The 21,582-nt window shown below is 36.9% G+C and carries 23 protein-coding genes; 11 read left to right on the top strand and 12 right to left on the bottom strand.

Annotated elements, in window-relative coordinates; all coding sequences use genetic code 11:
- The first annotated feature begins 215 nt into the window (after nt 1–215).
- The 7 genes from D9O48_RS05845 (at nt 216) to D9O48_RS05815 (ending at nt 6,234) form a co-directional block, all read left to right on the top strand.
- Nucleotides 216–1,040 (top strand): purine-nucleoside phosphorylase, encoded by an 825-nt coding sequence (locus tag D9O48_RS05845; protein WP_126971559.1) that lies wholly within the window; start codon nt 216–218, stop codon nt 1,038–1,040.
- A gap of 21 nt (nt 1,041–1,061) precedes the next feature.
- Nucleotides 1,062–3,101: a putative porin gene (locus tag D9O48_RS05840; protein WP_126971557.1), complete on the top strand. Its 2,040-nt coding sequence runs from the start codon at nt 1,062–1,064 to the stop codon at nt 3,099–3,101.
- Nucleotides 3,102–3,166: 65 nt separating this feature from the next.
- Nucleotides 3,167–3,562, top strand: coding sequence for an HYC_CC_PP family protein (locus D9O48_RS05835; RefSeq protein WP_126971555.1), 396 nt, complete (start codon nt 3,167–3,169; stop codon nt 3,560–3,562).
- A gap of 167 nt (nt 3,563–3,729) precedes the next feature.
- Entirely contained in the window at nt 3,730–4,233 is a 504-nt protein-coding gene (locus tag D9O48_RS05830) for a heavy-metal-associated domain-containing protein (RefSeq protein ID WP_233589189.1), read from the top strand.
- 150 nt (nt 4,234–4,383) lie between these two features.
- Nucleotides 4,384–4,926: a heavy-metal-associated domain-containing protein gene (locus tag D9O48_RS05825; RefSeq protein WP_126971553.1), complete on the top strand. Its 543-nt coding sequence runs from the start codon at nt 4,384–4,386 to the stop codon at nt 4,924–4,926.
- An 11-nt stretch (nt 4,927–4,937) separates the two neighbouring features.
- Entirely contained in the window at nt 4,938–5,414 is a 477-nt protein-coding gene (locus D9O48_RS05820) for a TlpA family protein disulfide reductase (protein WP_126971551.1), read from the top strand.
- 4 nt (nt 5,415–5,418) lie between these two features.
- On the top strand, nt 5,419–6,234 hold the full coding sequence (locus D9O48_RS05815; protein WP_126971549.1) for a hypothetical protein: 816 nt from the start codon (nt 5,419–5,421) through the stop codon (nt 6,232–6,234).
- A 67-nt stretch (nt 6,235–6,301) separates the two neighbouring features.
- Here the strand turns inward: D9O48_RS05815 and D9O48_RS05810 are convergent, their stop codons facing one another.
- Together D9O48_RS05810 and D9O48_RS05805 are read right to left on the bottom strand one after the other, a co-directional pair.
- Complete coding sequence (locus D9O48_RS05810; protein ID WP_126971547.1) at nt 6,302–6,805, bottom strand: transposase; 504 nt, start codon at nt 6,803–6,805, stop codon at nt 6,302–6,304.
- A 10-nt stretch (nt 6,806–6,815) separates the two neighbouring features.
- Nucleotides 6,816–7,283: a MarR family winged helix-turn-helix transcriptional regulator gene (locus tag D9O48_RS05805; RefSeq protein ID WP_126971545.1), complete on the bottom strand. Its 468-nt coding sequence runs from the start codon at nt 7,281–7,283 to the stop codon at nt 6,816–6,818.
- A gap of 182 nt (nt 7,284–7,465) precedes the next feature.
- Here D9O48_RS05805 and D9O48_RS05800 point away from each other — a divergent pair, with 182 nt between their 5' ends.
- On the top strand, nt 7,466–8,530 hold the full coding sequence (locus tag D9O48_RS05800; RefSeq protein WP_126971543.1) for an NAD(P)H-dependent flavin oxidoreductase: 1,065 nt from the start codon (nt 7,466–7,468) through the stop codon (nt 8,528–8,530).
- Between the two features lie 9 nt (nt 8,531–8,539).
- Here D9O48_RS05800 and D9O48_RS05795 read toward each other — a convergent pair whose 3' ends face one another.
- The 4 genes from D9O48_RS05795 to D9O48_RS05780 all read right to left on the bottom strand — a co-directional run bounded on the left by D9O48_RS05795 (nt 8,540) and on the right by D9O48_RS05780 (nt 11,392).
- Nucleotides 8,540–8,824: a CPCC family cysteine-rich protein gene (locus tag D9O48_RS05795; RefSeq protein ID WP_126971541.1), complete on the bottom strand. Its 285-nt coding sequence runs from the start codon at nt 8,822–8,824 to the stop codon at nt 8,540–8,542.
- A gap of 155 nt (nt 8,825–8,979) precedes the next feature.
- Complete coding sequence (locus D9O48_RS05790) at nt 8,980–9,603, bottom strand: hypothetical protein (RefSeq protein ID WP_126971539.1); 624 nt, start codon at nt 9,601–9,603, stop codon at nt 8,980–8,982.
- Nucleotides 9,604–10,013: 410 nt separating this feature from the next.
- The gene (locus D9O48_RS05785; RefSeq protein ID WP_126971537.1) at nt 10,014–10,751 is read right to left on the bottom strand and encodes an SDR family oxidoreductase; all 738 of its coding nucleotides are present in this window, start codon (nt 10,749–10,751) and stop codon (nt 10,014–10,016) included.
- Nucleotides 10,752–10,825: 74 nt separating this feature from the next.
- Nucleotides 10,826–11,392 (bottom strand): Crp/Fnr family transcriptional regulator, encoded by a 567-nt coding sequence (locus D9O48_RS05780; protein ID WP_126971535.1) that lies wholly within the window; start codon nt 11,390–11,392, stop codon nt 10,826–10,828.
- A 535-nt stretch (nt 11,393–11,927) separates the two neighbouring features.
- Here D9O48_RS05780 and D9O48_RS05775 point away from each other — a divergent pair.
- Nucleotides 11,928–12,737: a siderophore-interacting protein gene (locus D9O48_RS05775; protein WP_126971533.1), complete on the top strand. Its 810-nt coding sequence runs from the start codon at nt 11,928–11,930 to the stop codon at nt 12,735–12,737.
- 117 nt (nt 12,738–12,854) lie between these two features.
- Entirely contained in the window at nt 12,855–13,487 is a 633-nt protein-coding gene (locus tag D9O48_RS05770; RefSeq protein ID WP_126971531.1) for a hypothetical protein, read from the top strand.
- Between the two features lie 73 nt (nt 13,488–13,560).
- Here the strand turns inward: D9O48_RS05770 and D9O48_RS05765 are convergent, their stop codons facing one another.
- The 6 genes from D9O48_RS05765 to D9O48_RS05740 all read right to left on the bottom strand — a co-directional run bounded on the left by D9O48_RS05765 (nt 13,561) and on the right by D9O48_RS05740 (nt 18,902).
- Nucleotides 13,561–14,076 (bottom strand): hypothetical protein, encoded by a 516-nt coding sequence (locus D9O48_RS05765; RefSeq protein ID WP_126971529.1) that lies wholly within the window; start codon nt 14,074–14,076, stop codon nt 13,561–13,563.
- 161 nt (nt 14,077–14,237) lie between these two features.
- On the bottom strand, nt 14,238–14,654 hold the full coding sequence (locus D9O48_RS05760) for an EamA family transporter (protein WP_126971527.1): 417 nt from the start codon (nt 14,652–14,654) through the stop codon (nt 14,238–14,240).
- A gap of 17 nt (nt 14,655–14,671) precedes the next feature.
- Nucleotides 14,672–16,081: an Omp85 family outer membrane protein gene (omp85, locus tag D9O48_RS05755; protein ID WP_199750509.1), complete on the bottom strand. Its 1,410-nt coding sequence runs from the start codon at nt 16,079–16,081 to the stop codon at nt 14,672–14,674.
- A 57-nt stretch (nt 16,082–16,138) separates the two neighbouring features.
- Complete coding sequence (locus D9O48_RS05750) at nt 16,139–16,897, bottom strand: methyltransferase family protein (protein WP_126971525.1); 759 nt, start codon at nt 16,895–16,897, stop codon at nt 16,139–16,141.
- A gap of 53 nt (nt 16,898–16,950) precedes the next feature.
- Nucleotides 16,951–18,231: a sensor histidine kinase gene (locus D9O48_RS05745; RefSeq protein ID WP_126971523.1), complete on the bottom strand. Its 1,281-nt coding sequence runs from the start codon at nt 18,229–18,231 to the stop codon at nt 16,951–16,953.
- Nucleotides 18,228–18,902, bottom strand: coding sequence for a response regulator transcription factor (locus D9O48_RS05740; RefSeq protein WP_126971521.1), 675 nt, complete (start codon nt 18,900–18,902; stop codon nt 18,228–18,230). Before D9O48_RS05740 ends, D9O48_RS05745 begins: the two co-directional genes overlap by 4 nt.
- A 1,288-nt stretch (nt 18,903–20,190) precedes the next feature.
- Between D9O48_RS05740 and D9O48_RS05735 the strand changes: the two genes are divergently transcribed.
- On the top strand, nt 20,191–20,553 hold the full coding sequence (locus tag D9O48_RS05735; protein ID WP_126971519.1) for a hypothetical protein: 363 nt from the start codon (nt 20,191–20,193) through the stop codon (nt 20,551–20,553).
- Nucleotides 20,554–21,582 lie beyond the last annotated feature (1,029 nt).

Here is a 21,582-nt window from a genome sequence, read left to right as displayed (position 1 = left end):
AAATTTTTGCGAAAATAAGCAAAATCGCCTGACTACCAATACAAGTCGCTAAATTTCTTCACATATCATTGTTTTCGATACTTTATTGAAGTTTTTTTGTGCATTCTTTCCAAACTTTATAAACTATTTAGCACTTTTAGCAGTTATACAAGCGCAGATTAAATACTGGAAACATCCCGATTTACTATATTTGCTGCATTCAATCATTTTACTTTATGGCGAAGATTCTGGAACAATTGAGAGAAACCAGGGAGTTTTTGAAAAGTCAATATGCCGATACACCGGCAATTGGTATCGTTTTAGGCAGCGGTTTGGGCAATTTTGCCACTAAAATTCAGGTAGAAAAAGAAATTTCTTACCACGACATTCCACATTTTCCCGTTTCTACGGTTCAGGGCCATAGCGGTAAATTGATTTTCGGAACCCTGGGCGGCAAAAAAGTAGTTGCCATGGCCGGCCGTTTTCATTTTTATGAAGGCTACACAATGGATCAGGTAGTTTATCCTATCCGCGTTTTTAAGGCTCTGGGTGTTGAAACCGTTTTGTTATCCAATGCTGCAGGAGGGGTTAATCCAAACTTTAAAGTAGGTGATCTGATGATCATTACCGATCATATCCATCTTAATGTTCCCAATCCGCTGATAGGGAAAAATGTAGAAGAGTTAGGACCGCGTTTCCCGGATATGAGTGAACCTTATGCTAAAGTTTTCATCACTGCTGCAAAAGAAATCGCGGCAGAGCTGGGCCATCCGGTAAGAGAAGGCGTTTATTACGCAGTAACCGGCCCTACTTTCGAAACACATGCAGAGTATAAAATGATCCATGTATTAGGAGGCGATGCAGTTGGGATGAGCACTGTACCCGAAGTAATCGTAGCCATTCACGGCGGAATGAAAGTATTTGCGATGAGTGTCATCACCGATATCGGCATCAGAGATATTGATAATACGATCACACACGAAGAAGTATTGGAAGCCGCACACGCAGCTGAACCCAAACTCACCGCTATTTATGAAAAATTAATCGAGCGTTTACCTTAGTTTTCCTGAAAATCATCAACTTTGACATTGAAGTTTAGCTATATTATCGCAATATTAAGTTGCATTTTACTCATCAGCACTGCTGATGTATTTGCGCAGGGTGGAATTACCGGAAGGATGAATAATATGGGACGTGGTGGCATGGGCGCACAAACCGGCCAGAAACAGGATTCCTTAAAACACCGTACCGGATTGGAAGATTCTATTACGATCAGATTCAGATACCTCGATTCTACCAGGATGCGCGGTTTTGATTCGAGTGTGTATGATTTTACAAAATTATACCCGGTGAAATGGCACGACAATACTCTCGGTAATATCGGGAATGCCACCCAGAGCTTTCTGTTTAATCCGAATATGAAAGCAGGCTGGGATCATGGTTTTCATGCTTATGACCGCTATAACTTCAGAATAGAAGATACTCGTTTCTACAATACAACCAGGCCTTACACTGAACTCGGTTATGTGATCGGTACCGGAACCGAGCAGATTATCGATATCGTGCATACACAAAATATCCGCCCGAACTGGAATGCTGCTTTTAACTACCGTTTGATCAACTCAAAAGGAATCATGCAAAACCAGAACAGCAACCACAACAGTTATAAATTTACTTCCTGGTATCAGTCGAAAAATAAACGGTACCAAAACTTTTTATTAATTATTGGTAATAAACTCGGTTCGAGTGAAAACGGCGGTATTCAAACCGATCAGGATTACCTCAATGATAAAACCGGATCGTTTTACGACCGCAGTAATATTCCGACACAATTAGGAAACAATAATGCCGGTGTTTCTTCTTTATATGGAACGACTATCAATACCGGTACACTTTATACCAATTCTTCTTATGTTTTCAGACAACAATATGATATCGGACAAAAAGATTCCATCGTAAATGACAGCGTTACCATTCCTTTATTCTATCCGCGTTTGAGACTGGAACATACCGCAAATTACTCTACCTATAAATACAGGTTTAAAGATTTTGGTGCTGACAGCACTTACTATTTCGATCATTACGGTGTTTTATTTGATTCTCCGACAGACTCGCTATTCAGACAAGACCTGTGGCGTGTACTCACCAATGATTTTTCTTTTTACTCATTTCCTGATAAAAAGAATACCCAGCAATATATAAAACTGGGCGCAGCTTATCAGCATATTACCGGTAACTTCAGCAGAGATTCCAGTACTACCAATCTCAGTAATATTTACGTACATGGTGAATATAGAAACCGTACACGTAATCAGAAATGGGATATGGCGTTGAATGGTGCGTTTTGGGTAGGAGGGCATAATGCTGCCGATTATTGGGCATATGCCAGTCTCAAAAGATACATCAGCCGTAAAATCGGTTATTTACAGGTTGGCGCACAAAATACGAATCGTACTCCGTCGTATATATTCGAAACCAACAGTAGCTTTTTCTTAGATACAGTACCATTTAGCTATAACAAAGAAAATATCACCGCTATTTTTGGCGCTATTGATAATCCGGCAGCTAAGTTCAAATTAACAGGTACCTATTACCTGATTAATAACCTCACTTATTTTGAAAATTATTACCAACCGAAACAGGCCACCAGTTTATTCAATGTATTAAAGATTGACGGGGAAAAACATATCTCCGTTACAAAAACATTGGTATGGAAATTATGGGGAACTTTCCAGCAAAGAATCGGTAACGGACCGGTAAATTTACCTTTGTTTTCTGCCCGTACACAGTTCGGGTATGAAGGCAGTGTGGGCTTCAGAAACCTGCTGATGAGTCTCGGTGTGGAAGCCAGATATTTTACACCTTATTATGCCAATGCTTATTCTCCGTTATTAGGGCAGTTCTATTTCCAGGAAAATCAGAAAGTACAACTGCAACGTCCTGATATTGCTGCCTATATGCATTTCAGAATCCGCTCATTCAGTGCGTATGTACGTGCCGAAAATTTAAACGCGTTTGACTTTGGTGCACAAGATTTTATCAAGAATAACGTTCCTATATTAAACTATCCTGCTAACGGGCTGGTATTCCGGATCGGTATTTACTGGAGCTTTGTGAACTAGTAAAAAAACGGTTAAAAATTTAGCTAACTATTTGAAATACTCTTTTTTTTATTGACCTTTATAACATGAAGCGTTTTGCTGTAGTCATATTATCATTGTTTTATCTGCTGGTAACCAGCGGGTTTATAGTGAATGTGCACTATTGCATGGGACGGTTGGCCAGTGTTGAAATCGGAGCTTCTTCTACCGATGTATGCGGTTTTTGTGGCATGGAGGAAGATAAAAACGGATGTTGCCACACCGATGAACAACACTACAAGGTGGAAGATGTGCATCAGAATGTTGCGGCTAATTTCGTTTTCAGCCAGCCGGTAACAGACGATGTGATCGAATTACCCTTCTATCAGGAATATTTAACACCTTTGCTTACACAAAGGGTTATTTTATATAATAAGTATCACGCACCACCTGATCGTCAGTTCAATCAGGTCTATCTCTACAATTGTAATTTCAGAATTTGATACTTCTTTAGCTTAATGGTTCTTTTTCACCATTAAGGTATTAAGAAATTAAGCCTATTATGGTTAAAGGCAATTAAGGCTGCAATCTAATGCTTCTTAATTTCCTCTGTTTCTTAATGGTTAATACTCCCGCCTTATTATTTTTCCTATTTATTAAAAATTCTGAAATGAAATACATTACTTATTTATTTATCGTAATCGCTACTTTAATGACTGTATCTGCACAAGCGCAAAAGAAGACCACTGCTGTAAAAGTTTGGGGTAACTGCGGTATGTGTAAAGCTAAAATAGATAAAGCCGCTATTGAAGCGGGTGCTGACAAAGCTGATTGGAATACAGAAACCAAAATGTTGAATGTGGTTTACAATGAAAAGAAAACCGACATCAAAAAAATTCAAAAAGCTATTGCCGGTGTTGGATACGATAATGAAGCATTTACTGCTTCAAATGAAGTATACGAAAAATTACATTCCTGCTGCAAATATGAGCGCAAAGACGCTACTACCGCGAAAGCTGAAAAATGCAGTGCAGATTGCAAATGCCCCGATTGTAAAGAAAAAGGGAAATGCGAAAACTGCACTGGAAAAGAAAAATGTGAAGGCTGCAAATCTGAAGCACATCATGTAAATGGTAAAGAAAAAGACTGCTGCGATAGCAAAATTGCTGCATAGAAGATTCTTGCACTCTTTTGACCATGCAGAACTTAGGTGAAACTCATTCATTGGTGATATATCATCTACCAATGAATAGTTTATTCCCTTAATTTCTTAATGGTAAAACTTCTCAGTCTTTTTTCATCACTTAATAATTAAATTTTTACAATGAAAAATATTGTATTAGCAGTAGTGTGCTTTTTAGTGGCACATACTGCAAATGCACAGTTCAGCAGTGCACGTTTAGAAGCAACAGGTTTAACCTGTGCATTATGTACAAAAGCCATTAACTCTTCTCTGGAAGCATTACCGTTTGTTGAATCGGTGGATGTAGATATCGTTACCACCAGTTTTATGATCAAATTTAAAGATCAGCAAAAAGTGGTGATTGATGATGTGAAAAAAGCAGTGGAAGATGCAGGGTTTTCTGTAGGTAAACTGTTCATGAAAAGAAACTTTAGTGATGTTGCTATTAAGAATGATGAACATGTGAACATTGACGGACAAGTGTTTCACTTCTTAAAAGTTAAATCACAGGTATTGAGTGGTGAGCAGGAAATTCAGGTAGTAGATAAAAACTTTTTAACCAGCAAGTCTTACCAGACATTTGCCAAATCCAGCTCAAAAGAATGTGTGAAAACAGGTAAAGTAGCAGGATGTTGCGAAGCAGATAATGCTGTTTCCAACCGTGTATATCACGTTACCATCTAAAAACGAACACCATGAAACCCTTTATAATAGCCGGGCTTTCGTTGCTTTTAAGTTTGTCGCTTTCAGCACAGTTAAAAGTTGGCAACAAAGCTCCGCAGATAGCCGCGCAAACTAAAGAAGGCGTTCGTTTCGATTTTCGTGCATATGAAGGTAAATACCTGTTGATTGATGTCTGGGCTTCGTGGTGTGGTCCTTGTTTAAAAGCTTTTCCCGAATTGAAGAAGCTATATAAAGAGTACACCTCCAAAAAGTTTGATATCATTGGTGTTTCGATTGATAACAGTGCTGGCCAATGGCAAAATACGGTAGAAAAACATGGCCTTGCATGGAAACAATACCATGCACCCGGTAATTTCAAATCTCCTGTAGTAGATGCATGGGGTATTGATGCATTACCCAGTACTTTTTTAATCAACCCTAAAGGCGAAATAGAAATGATAGATCCTTCCCCAAAACAATTAAAGAAGTTTTTATCAAAACTAAAATAGCAGAATGAAATATCTATATGTGAGTTTACTGAGTTTATTGTTTACTCAGTTAGCTACGGCTCAGGAGTTATATATTTTTACAGAACCCGCGAGTAACCTTCCGGCTAAATCTGTGAATGCCAAATGGAGCACCAAATGGCAAAATGATGAGATGATGAACCGTACTGGTTTCAGGCACTCGCAAGACATTGGTATTGGTTTGCACAAGAACTGGATGGTAATGGTAGGCAATACATTTTCAAGTATGTATCAGGATGCTATGAAATGGGAAAGTGCCCGCCTTTATACCAAGTACCGTTTTTTAAGTATCGATGATTCTCACAGTCATTTCAGAATGGCTGCGTTTGCAGAAGGAAGTTATTCTAAAAACCCGTTACGTTATGACCATCTCAGTTTAATGGGTGATCAGTCGGGGGTAAGAGGAGGAGTGGTCTTAACACAGCTATGGAATAAACTGGCTGTTTCTTCTACACTCGATTACATGCAGGTGCTGAATGAAAAAGATAGAAACCTTACAACACTGCCTTATCAGGCTTTTAATTATAGTTTAAGTGCGGGTTACCTGTTGTTTCCCAGAACTTACAAAAGCTATGATCAGACCAATCTGAATTTGTATGTTGAAGTATTAGGCCAGTCAGCATTGGATCAGTCTAAAAACTTTGTAGACATTGCTCCGGCCTTACAGTTGATCTTTAAAAGCAGCAGTAAATTGAATGTCGGCTATAGAATGCAAGCTTCCGGCAATATGAACCGTATGGCGCAGAATAGCTGGTTGGTGAGTTTTGAAACCCTCTTCCTGAATGTATTAAGAAAAAAATAGTTAGGGGTAACTATAGAAAGTCCTGTTTCTTTAACAGAAACAGGACTTTTGTATTCTATATAATAATTTAATTTCTGAGGCTGAATAATTTTATACATAGCGGAATTAAACCTAAAGAAATCAATAAGTAAATAGCTACTCTTACATAGTTGAGTGCTTGCCAGAGCGAAGTTCGTTTGACGAGGTCTCTGGCTAATGAAGGATTTTCCGCTACTTTCTGAAAATCGATAATGTTAGGAGCAAAATAGGCAAGTGTCCATACTCTAACGGCAAAGTGCAGTGAAAACAGTATCAGTAACCAGTTTCTTACCGGCTCAATTTTCCAACAGAAGATGATTGCCAGTATAAAGGTAATTTCATGTATTGAGTGAAGCGTAATCCAGAATGTTTTAAGCGTAGCACCTTTTCCGTCAGCTAACAGTTTAAAGTTATGTGGCGGAGAGTCCACCCATTTAGGAACGAGTACCAATGTTTCAAAAATCTGCGCACCGTTCATTAAGAAATATAGCAGCACTGAAATACTGAGCCATGTTTCTGCCCGGGTGAGGTATGAAGTTGTGATATTTTCCATTTTCAACATTTTATTCATTGTTTAAAGTGTCTGTAGTTTCTTTCATGATCACGGTAGCTTCGATAAAATAACGTTCAATGGTTTTAATTTCCTCCGGTGAAAAAGTAGCGAGCAGCCTCGCCGTTTTTTCCTGCAACTCACTGAACAAAGGTTGTAGCAGTTTCATACTTCTTTCCATATTAGCAACGATGATCACTTTTCTTCTGTCATCTTTAGTGAATTGCCTTTTTAGCAATTTTTTCTTTTCCAGCCGGTCTATTAAGCCGGTAACAGCTCCGGTCGTTAATCCTGTTAATTTAGAAAGGTCACCTGCTGTTAATTCTTTGTGTTGAAGAATGATGCCTAAGTACTTGTGGTCGGCTCCGGTAAGTCCTGCTTTTCTGGCAATAGCTTCGTGCATAAATACCGATGCGTCAGAGTATTGCCTGCTGACAGCTCTGAACTGATCAATATTTATTTTTGTTGATGATTTATTCATTATCTAATTATCTTAGTAACAAAGATATATTTATGAATTACAATTCCAAAACTTTTTCAGGAAGAGTTTTGGATTTGTGTTAATGTGTTGATAGTTAATTATATATGATTTTTAAGGAAATTGTTCTGATAGAAATATCTTTCAGATATTTGCAATATCTGAAACTTCATAAATGATGATGAATGAAATGGATGAACCAGCTAACCCGGCTGTTTAATATTGAATATCCTGTTATTCAGGCCCCCATGTTTGGTGTAACCACTCCTGCGATGGTGGTGGCAGCAACCCGCGCAAATTGTTTGGGATCCTTGTCATTGGGTGACTTAAATGCAACCGGTTGTTCGGAGGCTATCCGGGCTACAAAACAATTGACAGGAGATCCTTTTGCCGTTAATATTTTTGTACATAAAATTCCCGCGTTGACGAATGAACTCAGCGCGCGTTATACCAAAACCAGGCATTTTATTGAAACATTTGCCTTACAGCATCATCTGCTAGTAAAGCTGCCTGCGATTGATGAAGTAAAACTCAATAGTTATCATGAACAGGTAGAAGTGATTATTGAAGAGGGGTGTAAGATGCTCAGTTTTACCTTCGGTAATCTGGATCAGCAGAGCATTGACCGTTTAAAAAGTAAGGGTATATGTTTAATTGGTACCTGTACATCTGTAGAAGAAGCCATGATCTTAGAAGCTTCAGGTATTGATGTTATTTGTGTACAGGGTATTGAAGCTGGCGGACACAGAGGTAGTTTTGAAGAAACCAATATTCTTCAGATAGGTGGTTTATCATTGCTGGCACAAGTATATGATAAAGTAAAAGTACCGCTTATTTATGCAGGTGGTATTTATAACGCATCTACTTTACTGGCTGCAAAAACCTTAGGTGCACAGGGTTTTCAGGTAGGAAGTTTATTAATTGCTTCAGCAGAAAGTTCGTTGAAAGATTTTGAAAAACAACGGTTGAAAAAGGTGAATGAGAAGGATATTGTATTGACTAAAAGTTTTTCAGGTCGCTATGCACGTGGAATTAATAATACGTTCATTGAAACTATTGAAAGTTCGGAATATGTGTTACCATATCCCTACCAGAATAAACTCACCGCCGAGTTGCGTAAAGTTGCTAAAGAACAAAAAAATGCAGATTTTGTAAATATCTGGGCCGGGCAATCATTATTCCGGTATAGTGAACATTCGACCAGTGAAATATTAAGGAAATTAATCAGCGATGTTGAACTGTTTTCATGAACGTATTTTTTAACTATTATTGTTCCGGATATCATTGGCAGAGGCCTTCCGCACATACTGTAGCAATGTCAGATCGCTAGCACCGGATTGCTCATAATTTTTGCGGGCTTCATTTAATGATATTTTGTTTGCTCCGCTTACATAATCGGGATTGTCAGTCTGTGTTTTGTCATCTTCCCAATAACAGATTTCGCATACTTCATAAGTTCCATCACGAAACTGCATCAGTGTGTTATAACCGCAGCAGTTACAGAAAAATTTTTCGTTTGCTGAAAAGAATTGTTCTTTCACCATTTTATTTGGTTTTCGTCAATTGAAAAACAATGTTCTCCATTACAAGATATAAGGATTTACCGAAATTCAGGAAATTAATCATTTCAAAATGATACGTTCACTTGCGTATTGTTTTCGTGCAAACTATTAATTTAAAAAATTCTGTACTAATATATTTACTTCAATAGAGGAGGTAACTCTGTTGGGATTCCGAGCTCATGTAATTCTTTTCTGACTGCATTCAGTTCAGAAAGAATCATTTTTTCTATAAAGTCATCTTTATATACTGCTTTGATATCCACGAAAGTTTCGTTTCTTCTGTGTCCACCTGTAGACCAGGTAATAGAGGTGGGGAAATTTTTGTTAGGTTTCCAATTAGGTCCGCCTTTCCAATCTCCGTTTTTTGTTCTTTTTAAGCTATCTGTCAGTAAATAAAAGCCTGGTTGAACTGTTAATGTTCTGTTGCTGCTTTCTCCGGCTTTGTTCCAGTCAGTTTTATAGTACCTGCAGATTGTTTTTTTATATTCACTTTTTCTGGCCAAAATAAATGCTTCAAAAGTTCTGGTTATTTCTTTCTGAAGGTTATTGGTTCTTTCTGTATAATCTTTTCCGGCACCAGCATCAGGTGAGTTCATGAAATATTGATGTGCTGTTCTTACCTGACTTATAATTCGCCCTTTCATAAGATCATTGAAAGGAGTAACTGCATTTTCACAGCTAACAGGGCGGTCCTGCGCCAGAATAAAATTAGTACTCAGCACGATGCTTACTAATAGCAATATTCGTATTTTAATTTTCATATCCGACTGTTTTTATTTTTATAAATGATGAGACTTATGAGCAATTTTTATAAGAAGAAAGCAGATTTTCTTCAGGTATGAATTACTGGTGAGTACTCAATCGCATAATAGCGGCAAGTGCTGATTTTATGTACATTAAATACTTTGTTGCAGATACTTGATGATAAATATAATTATTTCATTTTTTTAAGCAATACTACTTTCAGGTAGTACACAATTTTATCAATGTAAATCAATTGTTTATTTTCTGAACATATACCTTTAAGGTTTGAATCAGATATTGTGATTGTTCCGACAAAATAATCGGTTTATGAAACAACGTGAATACTCTTTTTTATATACATAAATGACCTTAGGAATAATTTATTATCCTAAGGTCATTTATAATGATAATTACTTTTGCTCAATTTTTACCATGGAATTTCCCTGGTTTCAGGATTTGTTTCTTCACTAAAGAATTTACCGGTTGGCCCGCTTTGATCTGTTAATGCATATCTGATAATACGTTTGGCGGCATCTGTTAATTCACCTCCGTTGAAATTGGTAAATTCGGTTTTGGTAAAACCCGGACAAACCGCGTTTATTTTGAATGCTGTTTCGCGTAATTCGTATGCCAGGTGAACCGTATACATATTCATGGCAGCTTTTGATGAACCATAAACGGCATATTTCGCATAGTTATATGCGGGCCATTCCGGGTTGCTTTGCAGGGTAAGTGAAGCCACACTGGTGCTTACATTCACAATTCGTGGGACAGAAGATTTTCGTAAAAGATCAAGGAATACCTGTGTTACTCGTATTACCCCATAAAAATTTGTATCCATTACCTGTTGATAGTGTTCGATATCCGTTTCAGTGGCATACTGCGGTACCCGACCACTGATTCCTGCATTGTTAATGAGAATGTCGAGATGCCCTTTTTCTTCTTCAATGATTGTTTTAGCTGATAAGATAGAGGAAATATCGGTAACGTCGATGGGAATAGCTTTTATGTTTTTGAAACCGCCTTCGTTCAGTTCTTTTGCTGCAGCTTTTCCTTTTTCAAGATCACGGCTGCCTAAATATATAAATAGTCCTGCTGCAGATAATTGTTTTGCTGTTTCTAAACCAATTCCTTTATTGGCTCCTGTAATGAGTACTGTTTTCATGATTTTGTTTTTAAACTTCACAACAAAATTGCAGCGTTAAAAACTGTAATCACTTACCATTTGGTAAAAAGGAATCAGCGAATGTTTTTTCTTATTCTGCTGAGTGATTGCTGGGTAATTCCTAAGTAGGAAGCTATAAAAGACAAAGGTATACGATTTATCAGAGAGGGATAGTTTTCCAGAAACTCCAGATAACGTGTTGTTGCATCTTGTGATATGACCGGACCCTTTCTCGATTTCTGATACATACAAAGCTGTACCATCTTATTTTTAATATCATTCCAACCTACGATAATATGAGAAAGTTCGTCCCATTGTTGCCTGGAAAATACTACAAGTTTGCAAGGTGTACAGGCTTGTAAATACTCAGAAGAAACCGTATTGGATTCGAAATTAACATAATCTGCTACCAGACTGTTTTCACTGATAAAACAACGCGTAATCTCTTCACCCTTATTGTTGTAGTAACAGCCCCGCATTACACCTTCTATAATGAATCCAACCTGGCGTGGAATGTGACCGGCTTCAGAAAAATATTGGTCTTTTTGCAGCTGCACTATTGTAGCCTTACCCGTAATAAGATCTGTTTGTTGCTTATTCAGATTGCCAAATTGTAAGATATAGTTCACCAGTTCGTCCATAACTGCAAATTATAGAGAATTTATTTAAATTATTTACCAAATGATAAATGATGGATACAAGTTTTTGCCATTAAGAAGTTAAGATACCCCTGCCGCTTCGCTTTGGCTTATTCTATCTTATAATCACCATCATAAACATGAAGAAAATGAAGTTGAAAAGCGAATGAAGTGCTGTCTTCCGCGCTGCTTTACCTTCATACCTTCATTCTCTTACAACTGTCAAGGCTTCATTTACTTCATGTTTTAAACGGCAGTTTCAATCACAGATAGAATTAAGAAGATTAACATTTTTCTGTAATGTGATGATTGTGAGTTTGTTAAATAATACGACTTTTGCGCCATCATTCCTATTTCTATTGCATGACAGTTTTTTTACAATTAATGAGCACTCTTTTCTCTTCTGGAATTTATTCATGCTTTTACATTTTAGCAAAACCTTTTGCGGATAAGAATGTTAGGTATTCAGATAGCTGATTAGTGCAGGAGAGGAGTTGTGTTGTAACAGCTGATTATTGTAATGTTTTAAATGTTTATCATGGCTAAGTCAAAACCCGGAAGAGTAGTAGGAACCGTTACGCGTAAAGAATTTATTACCCCACATTTTGTAAGAGTATTTCTTACTGCTGATGAGCTCGAACAGTTCGCAAATACCACCATCGGTGACAATAATAAAATACTGGTTCCACCGGATGGCGTAAAAGAAGTACACTTTCCCGAGCTGAATGCCACTACTCATGAATGGATTCATCCCCCTAAAGAACTGGCACCCGCTGTCAGAACTTATACACACAGAGGTTTAAATCTCGAAAGGAAAGAATTAATCATTGACTTTGTAAGTCATGGCGATGAAGGGCCGGCTTCTAAATGGGCTTTGAATGCAAAACCCGGTGATCAGCTGGGTATATTGATGCGTACAGATCCAAAAGAACTGGTACCTGTTGCTGACTGGTATTTACTGGCAGGGGATGCTACTGCCATTCCTGTGCTGAGTGCTGTTTTAGAGGCGCTTCCTGCCTCCGCCCGTGGCGTTTGTATTATTGAGGTGCATGGAAAAGAAGACGAGCAGCAATTGCCTGCAAAAGCCGCTATAGACTTTGTATGGCTTCATAACGATCAACCGCAACAGGGAAGCAGGCTTTTTGAGGAAGTGAAAAAAGTTACTATTCCTGAAGGTGCTAAGTTCGGTCACGTGGCTGCCGAATTCAACAGTGTAAAAAATATCCGCGCTTATCTGCGTAAAGAAAAAGGCTGGACTTCTGACGAACTCTACGCCTATTCATACTGGAAAGCCGGAGTAGCGGAAGATAAATCACAGTCTGACAGACAAGCGGAGAAGAACAGCTAAGTCTTAATTAAGAATTAAAGCGATAGAGCAGTGTATATGTGGTCATTATAAAAAGTTATCAGTAAACATACTGAAAAGCAATTTTTTTCGTTAAAAGTCAAATACCTCTGATTGACCATGAAAAAATTGACTTGTTTACTCTTAGTAATAACGGTAGGATTGAACAGTTCAGCTCAATCGTTATTTTCTAAATTCAAAACCCAGAAAGAAGTTGCCGAAATTGAAGACTCTACCGAGCTCAAAAGATTTCACAGCGGGTTACAGGAAGTACTGCTGGACTTTCCGTACAACTTTAAACACGTAAAAGCAAACTTGCTGGAAGGCTGGGGCGATTATGAAAAATTCCAGTCTAAAATAGTACTCCCTAACAGTATTGAATGTTATGTGGAGAACTATAATTCAGGATTGGATACTTCTGCCAGTTGGAACGCCATTTTGTTGAGAACGGAACTGAAAGAAGAAGCCCAGTATCTGTATAAAAAAATAAATAGCAGATTACGTTCCTGTAAAATTAAAGTGGTAGACGGATCTATTTATTATCTGGACGGTGAGTTTGATGAAATGACAGATGAGAAAGACTTTGTAACTTCGAAGTATCAGTTTCAGACTGCCGACAGACGCTTTAGAAATTTTTATGTAAACCTTGAATTATCTTATGATGTGTATGAGTGGCGTGTAAGTGTTTACATGGGGTCGAAAGTAGCAGATGCGGATATGAGGCCGGATTGGTGGCAGGGGAATGATGACTAATGGAGTGTATAAATAAAATAATAAAAGAGGGCGATTCTGTAAAGAAATCGCTCTCTTTTTTAATTATATGCATTTAAGGAATCGTAAAGATTCGTTTGATATTTGCAGAGGCTTCCGTATTGTCATTATACTTTACTGTAAACTCCACCGAATATTCATTGTTGCCATGTGAAGTAATCTTCAACGGGCCGGTAGCGTACCCACCGGTTTGTAAATCACCCCCATTCTGAATAGAATAAGTTGCGAGGTGAGCGGCATATGTTCCATGTGTTCCGACATTACCACCGCTGGCAGCAGTATAAGTACCATTTATTCCACCTGCTGTGGAAAAGCTCACAATAAAACTGGTAGTTCCGATTCGGGAACCATTACCACCTGTTAAAAGAATGACAGCGTCAGACATGCCAGAACTATTATTCTGTAGCTGCAAACTGGCAATATTTACTGAATACCTGGTATCCTTCAGCATGAATGAATTAGAATCATCCTTCTGATCGTCTTTATCTTTACTGCAGGCACTCAATAATAATGTGGGCAATATTAATGCTAACAGTATTCTGCGGGTAGTTATAAAGTTTAAGATTTTCATCCTTACAAATATTGTACGATTTTAAAAATATAGACAGGTGAAATTGATTAAATCAAAAGTATTGTTAATCAGATATTTGTTGAAAAAAATACTTTTTTACATCCTGTTATATGATGCTGTAACAAATGAGATGCCACTAAATTCCGGGCTTTTTTTGTATTTTATTTGGTGATAATAATAAGTGTTCCTGCTATAATCAGTGAGGCACCGATAGCTGTTTTCCAGGTGAGGGTTTCTCCTAAAAAAAGAACTGCCAGTAGAATGGTTAATGCAACACTCAGTTTATCAACTACTGCTACCTGTGATACATTACCGATTTGCAGGGCTTTAAAATAAAATAACCAGGAGAGGCCCGTTCCGATACCCGAAAGTGCTAAAAATAACAAATTATGTTTAGATAGGGTGGAGATGGATTTTGCTTCCCCTTTCGCAAGTATAATACACCAGACCATTATTAAAATGATAATGGTTCTGATACCTGTTGCCAGATTTGAGCTGATATTAGTTACTCCCTGTTTGGCAAAGATGGCTGTAAGAGAAGCAAAGAGGGCTGATAACATTGCATATATCCACCACATAGGTTTTCTTTTACTGGTTAAAAAGATTGTCCGATACCAAAGAAAAACAATTTATCTTCTTTAGAGATGCCATAATCGAAATAAATGGTGGTAGATTGATTCCAGCCGATTCTTAAACCGGATCCGTAAGAGGTTTTCAGATGTTTAAAGCTCAAATTCTGCCAACTGTCACGAACGGTACCCATATCAAAAAATGGAACGACGTTAAAACTCAGGTGCTGGTTGAGAAAGGCTGTTTCCGCTATGCGAATCCGCATTTCTAAATTAGCGAACCACATAGAGCGGGCAAGAAAACGGTTGGCTCTGTAGCCCCGGAGTGAACTTCTTCCACCCAGTGCATTAATACTTCCTTCGGGTGACCATTGATCCTGGTATTCAAAAAAAGGTGCGTTTGATCCAAAAATATGGCCGATTCCTACACGTCCGGCAAAAATTGTTCTGCTGCCGACAGGCAGTTTTTGAAAATACCGCCCCTGTATAAATAGCTTATCAAAGTCGAATTGCGACCCGATCAGTTTGGAGGAGTATTCATTCGCGATTTCAACATACAACCCTTTCGTAGCATCAGGCTCAAAGTCGCGCGTATCATAGATCAATGCGTTTTGAATAATTGATACCCAACCACCGTTTAATCCCGAAATTTGTTGATCGTCAAAATGTCTGCGAAGTAATGAAAATCCATTCGGTGCTTCTGTTTTGTTGCCGGTTAACGGATCAACTGCTGCTGCATCCATTCCTTCAAATGTTTTATAGCTGAGGTGTTGTATTTCATATCCTGCCATGATGCGCCATTTACCGTTTCCTATAGCATAATCAGCTTTCAGGTTCAGCATAAATTCAGTTTCTCTGAACCGGTTTGAAAGGGCATCGGTTACAATAACGGCCTCTCCGTTTTCACCTGCACGCAATAACTTTCTGGCATTGTTATAAGCTTTGTACGTATCAAAAGTAGTGTTGAGGTCAGATGGTAAATGTAGCTTACCTAAAGTAGCTTCTGTTAATCCGAAATAAAGATTGGCAGGGTTCTGCTGCGCCTTAAAATCAACCCTGAAGCGCCATCTGGTACCCTTATAGTAAGGGATGTCGAGCGAAAGAAATAACTCTTTGGCATTTGAAGTGTACCAGGAGGCGTTTGCCCGTAATCGCATCAGATAAGGGGTGTAAGCAAACAGGCTGTCTTCACGGGTACCGTTCCAGTAAGTATTGGTTCTTACACCGAATCCGAATCCGGTTACCGGATCGGAAGACAATTCGGGAATGCCCGTTAAAAAACGACCTTCTTTTTTCAGGATCAGGTCTTTGTCGTTGATACGTTTCGATTTTATAAAAGCAAGTGTATCCCTGACTTTAACAGAATCATTTATTTGTTGTGCTTTTGAAATAGTAAAGCAAAATAGTAGCATCAGAATCGTTGATAATTGCTTCATAGTCGATAATCTTATGGTTTTTACAAAACTCGACTGTAATTCTGAAGCAATTCTGAACTATCGTCCTTCTTCATTCAAAACTGTTGTGTATTTTTTCAGGTATTTTAATAATAAATATAAAATACCGGTGGTAACGGTCATGGATAGAAGAAAATAATCATAATCCGTTTTGTGTTCAATGAGTTTTCCGGTTACGTTAAAAAATGTAAACAGCAAAAAAACTGCTACTAATCCGTTTTTTTCTTTTTTCAGTACTTTTTTCCAACTGAATGTATAAGGTGATTTTTTATAGTTAACAAGATGCAGTGAAGGAATAAATGCAGGTGTATGTTCGGCCCAGTCAGTATAAGTTTTTCCGAACTTGTTTCTAAGAAACTGTTCTTCTGCAAACATGATTCTTTCATAATACAACCAATAAAAAAGTGAGAAGGCAATGATGAACCAGAAATTACCCGACATTAATGCCAGGCCCAGCCACATAAAGTAATTTCCCAAATACAAAGGATGCCTTACCATTGAATAAATACCGGTTGTATTTAAAGTTTCCGCCACCTGAGCTTTTACATTTCTACCGGAGGTATTGGCAGGCGTGTATCCTACCGTTATAATTCTTGTCAGGAGCCCCAGTAAACTGACGAATAAACACATTCTTTCATAATAGAATTCTGAGGGCGTGTTTTCAAGGAAAAAGGTTTGTGGATAAAGTTCTGTTCTGATATACATAATCGTTCCTATAAACAGAACAAAGAGCGGAAGATAACTTCTGTACTTGAAAAGCCAGTTACCTTGTGATTCTAATTCTTCATGAAGTGCCATGATAGGGTATTTTATTACCAAAGTTAAAGGGCAATTCTGAAGCAATTCTGTAGTTAAAAGTGCAATGTAAAATGATGTTGCCGGTGCTCAAATCGGTAATCGATGGTCCAGCCGTTATTGTTACAGATTTCTTTGACAATGGCCAGTCCCAATCCGCTTCCTTTTGTATCCGGGGCCGTTTTCTTAAAACGGTCAAAAAGAGTATTTTTATCAAGGGCCAGGGTACCTGCATTTGCAACGGTTAACTGATGGCCGGTCAGCCGGATGTTGATCGATGAACCGGTGGGTGAATGACGGATCGCATTCAGCAATAAATTGTTCATTAATATTTCTGTTAGCGCCTGATTAGAGGTAACGATCGCCGGTTGCAGGTTTTTTTGCAAGGATATTTGTTTGTTTTCGAAGAAATCGTCTAATTCATTCATTGCATTATCTACAGTATTGGCTAAATTAAATTGCTGAACATCTTCAAATTGTTTGTTTTCAATTTTTGCGAGCAGTAACAGGTTTTTGTTGATACGCGACATCCGCAGTAAAGTAAGATTAATTTCTTCAATGATATTATATTGATTGTCAGTTAATGATTTGTCTTGTAATAGAATATCCAGTTTGTTTTTGATAATCGCGATAGGAGTTTGCAGTTCATGAGACGCATTCTCGGTGAATTCCTTCTGGCTTTGATAGGTGGTGATGCTATGACTGATTAATTTATCAAGTGCAATATGAAGTTCTTTAAATTCTGCAATATGGGTATCCTGAAAAGAAACTACTGATTCGTTGTTTAATCTGAAGGACTTTAATTTTTGTAATGTATGGTTAAAAGGTTTCCAAAGTTTCTGTGAAAGCCTTCTGTTGAGAATAATGAATCCGGTGATCAGTATTATTCCAAATATAAAGGTGATCGCTGCAATATAAGCGATGGTTTCTTCTGACTCTTCTACATTGGTTTCTACTGTAAGAATAAAATACCGGTTATTAATAATGATAATTCTTTCCAGTACCCGGAAACGGTCAACAGCGATGTGTTCTGAATAGGGATTTTGACGACGGATGGTATAGGTACTGTCTTTTGTTAGGGTACGGTTGGCCGCTTCTATCTTGCTAACTGGCTGTATATTGTTCCAGAAGCGGATACTTTCTGCCAGTTGCTCGTCATTGATATTTTGTTCGTTAAATTCGTTTTCAATTCGTTGGGCAATAAGTTGATTATTTTCATCGAGTTCTTTCGACCATATCCAGTCTACCAGAAAAAAGTATACAGGAATACTGGATAAAAGTACCAGTAATGCATATACTATAAATGGTTTCAGTGTATGATCTAATAACTTTTTCATTCTTCCCATCTGTAACCTGTTCCGTAAATTGTTTTTAAATAATTATGGCTGCCGGCATCAGTCAGTTTCTTTTTCAGATTTTTTATATGAGTATATACAAAATCGTGATTATCCAGCATATCTGCAAAATCACCCGAAATGTGTTCAGCCAGTGTGCTTTTAGAAATCACCCGGTTTTTATTGCCAATAAAATAAATCAGCAGATCGTATTCTTTTTTAGTAAGAATAATTTCCTGGTCATTTACTGTTACTGTTTTTGATAAGAGGTCGATAGTGATTTCGTGGTGACGTACTGTATTGGTATTATCGAATTGCTTCCGCCGGATAATGGAAAATACCCGTGCAGATAATTCGGCGAGGTGAAAGGGTTTGGTTAAATAATCATCAGCACCGATTTTTAAACCGTTTATTTTATCATCCAACGAATTTTTGGCTGAAATAATGATCACGCCATCCTGTTTGTTCATGTGTTTCAGTACTTCCAGAATTTTCATACCGCTGCCACCCGGAAGCATAATGTCTAATACGATACAATCGTAATTGAATATTTCTACTTTTTCCAAAGCTTCCTGATAAGTTGTTGCAAATTCGCACCGGTAACTTTCTTCCGAAAGGTATTGAGCGATGCTATTCGCTAGTTCCTGTTCATCTTCAATAATCAAGACTTTCATCAGACCGGTTTTGTGTAATAAGCAAATGTAATCATTCGATTCTGAAGTAAATCTGAAGATGTTGTAATTTAATGATAATCAAATTTTTGTGTTTTGTTGTAGGGTGGTTCTAACTTTTTCCTTAACGTTTCTGATGATAAAGTTTTAATAGATTAATTCGGATTTAACCTGAATGGGTTATCTTTTTATAAACCTTCATAACTAAATCTACCCGAAAAAATAGTTGAACAAACGTGAAGGTTTAGAATGATATATCGCTTTGCTTTTACAGATAGAAAAAAAGAAGCAGCTATCAGGTTAATTTCTGTAGTGGTTTAATCGATTTAAAGAAAGTATGCGTATACAAATATATCTGTAGTTATCAGAATCCAGGTTGCTGCTCCGGAATATTTCAAAAAGTCAGTATTTGTAAAAGCATTTTCGAAGTCTGTCAAAAAATTGTCATATTTAATTTTACAAAGTTTAATACCAGCATAAGGTATATCTTATATGGGGTTATATGTATTTATAAACTAAATATTTTGAATTCAGAAACATGTATTGAGTGAAATATTTTTTGGATGAATACCGTAATTGAGATATATGAAAATACCGGTACCGATAAGGTAATTATTATGAGTATCATATTTTTTGAGCGTATTTGCCTTTTCTATCAAATGGCTCAGTTTTCATTAATCTGAAATCATTTCAGTGAACTGACAGTTGATTGACTATTGTCAATTCACCATTGATTTGAAGTAGAATAAGTAAATAAAAATATAGCTCTTAATTAAGTATAAATGCTTAAGATTAGAATTAATTATGAAGCTATTTATGTTTTTACGCTTAGTATTGCTATATTGTTTAGCATAAACTGTATTCTGTATATTCTTAAAGTAAGGGTATACCCTAGTATTGTTTCTCATAAATGATTATTGCTCATATTTGCCTGAAGTACCGGATGTTTATACAGAACGCATCAGCTGTTTGCAAAATCATTTTTTCTGTCTCTCCTGACTGATCTGATATAACATACTATGATAAGAAGTATTTACCTCTTTTCTTTTTCAATTGATAATTGTTTCTGTTCTATACAAAAATAATTCCGGATGATAAGCCGAATGCTATGGTCATTTTTACGCTAAGTGTTGTTCAATCGTTATGGATTGCTTCAGTTTTAGATGTAATCTTGCAAAAATATTTTTGTCGTATGAATGAATGGACAGAGACTGCTAAGAATGCCAAATCCCGGAAAGAATTACACGGATGGGACGTATTATTAGTTTAGACAATTAAATACTACAGGTACATGGTAAGGGTATTATATATACTAATTTTAGCACTTTACTTTTTGATCATTGCAGGATACATTTTCCGATATGAAATATCTTACAGAATCATCAATGTTAATCCGAAGACGGTTGAAAAAAGAGATCTGACTTACGAAGAATATAAGGCATTACAAAACTCTATCAGTATAAGAGAAACTTTCAGCATTTTAGTGTTAGTTTCTTCTGTAGTAGTGGCGCTTTTTTCTTTAGTGATATTATATTATAAACCTTTTGCCCCTGTAGGACTGGTTAAGATTGCGCTTGTTGTGAGCGTTCTATTCGGCTTTGTTTTATTTGTTCTCAGAGGTATAGGATTTGTTCCAATTCCTCCTATCAGGTAAAAAACGTTTTGATATGGATAGATTGGTGATATTAATTTTTTTCAACAGCCTGCTAGAAAGTTAAGCGTGAGTTTTATTAAAAAGTGATACTTACAATCAGGTTATCAAACATTCATTTGAAAAACTCTTTTTCTAAATACATATATTGTGTATCAGTCTTAATGTTGATACATTTTTTCTGGCTACTGATGGAACCTTATATAGAATTTAATCTGTATACCTGGGCATTAAGCATATCCGGAAATCTATATAACTTTCTGGCTATGAGTATTTTTATTATTTTTATTTTTTGTCTTATAAATGTTTTGGTTTTAGTTGTAGCCGGTATATATTTTATTATCTTTTCGAAGAAATATAAACTAGGAACATTATGCCTTTTGTCAGTAAGCTGTTTTCTGTATTATGCAAGTGAGGTGGTTAAGCAGATATAATGTTTGTGTAAGAATAAAGAATGGCTCAAAGAAGCTGGAAGTATTTTGTAAATAGGTTTACTGTAAAAAAGAAAACCAGTACTACATGAATTTTTTGAGTGTTGTAAAACAAAATGTGAAAGGATAAAAGTATTATTCAGAGGTTAATTTATTGCATAAGAAAATGTATGAATCCTTCAATTACATAAAAGTGAAACGAAGAGAGGATGCATATAAACAATGTCTTGGTTTAATCAGATGGGCCACGTATTGAGGAAATGTAGAGACCCGGTATAACTGGGTATAGCAATATGAAACTATGATTTATTCAGGCATTCAAAACCCTATTTGTAATCTGCAAAAGTGTATTTATTGGTATACTAAAGCTTGTATAAAATCACGCTGACGCTTGTAATGATCTGGCATTTTTTTTAAAGAGGAGACGGTTTTAAAATAGATCTGAAGAAAGCATTAGCATTATATAAGAAATCAGCAAATTTGAGCTATTCTATAGGAGCGGAAAATTATGAAAAAGTCATAAATCGTAATATAGATAATGTTACATTGAAGAAGGTGATAAGTGAATTACTTAATGAACTAAATGATTAATAATGCCTCT

Origin of the sequence: Gynurincola endophyticus (assembly GCF_003991195.1) — a bacterium.
GTDB classification, from domain to species: Bacteria; Bacteroidota; Bacteroidia; order Chitinophagales; family Chitinophagaceae; genus Gynurincola; species Gynurincola endophyticus.
The sequence above is the reverse complement of the archived record's forward strand: the minus strand, read 5'-3'. Positions and strand labels throughout refer to the sequence as shown.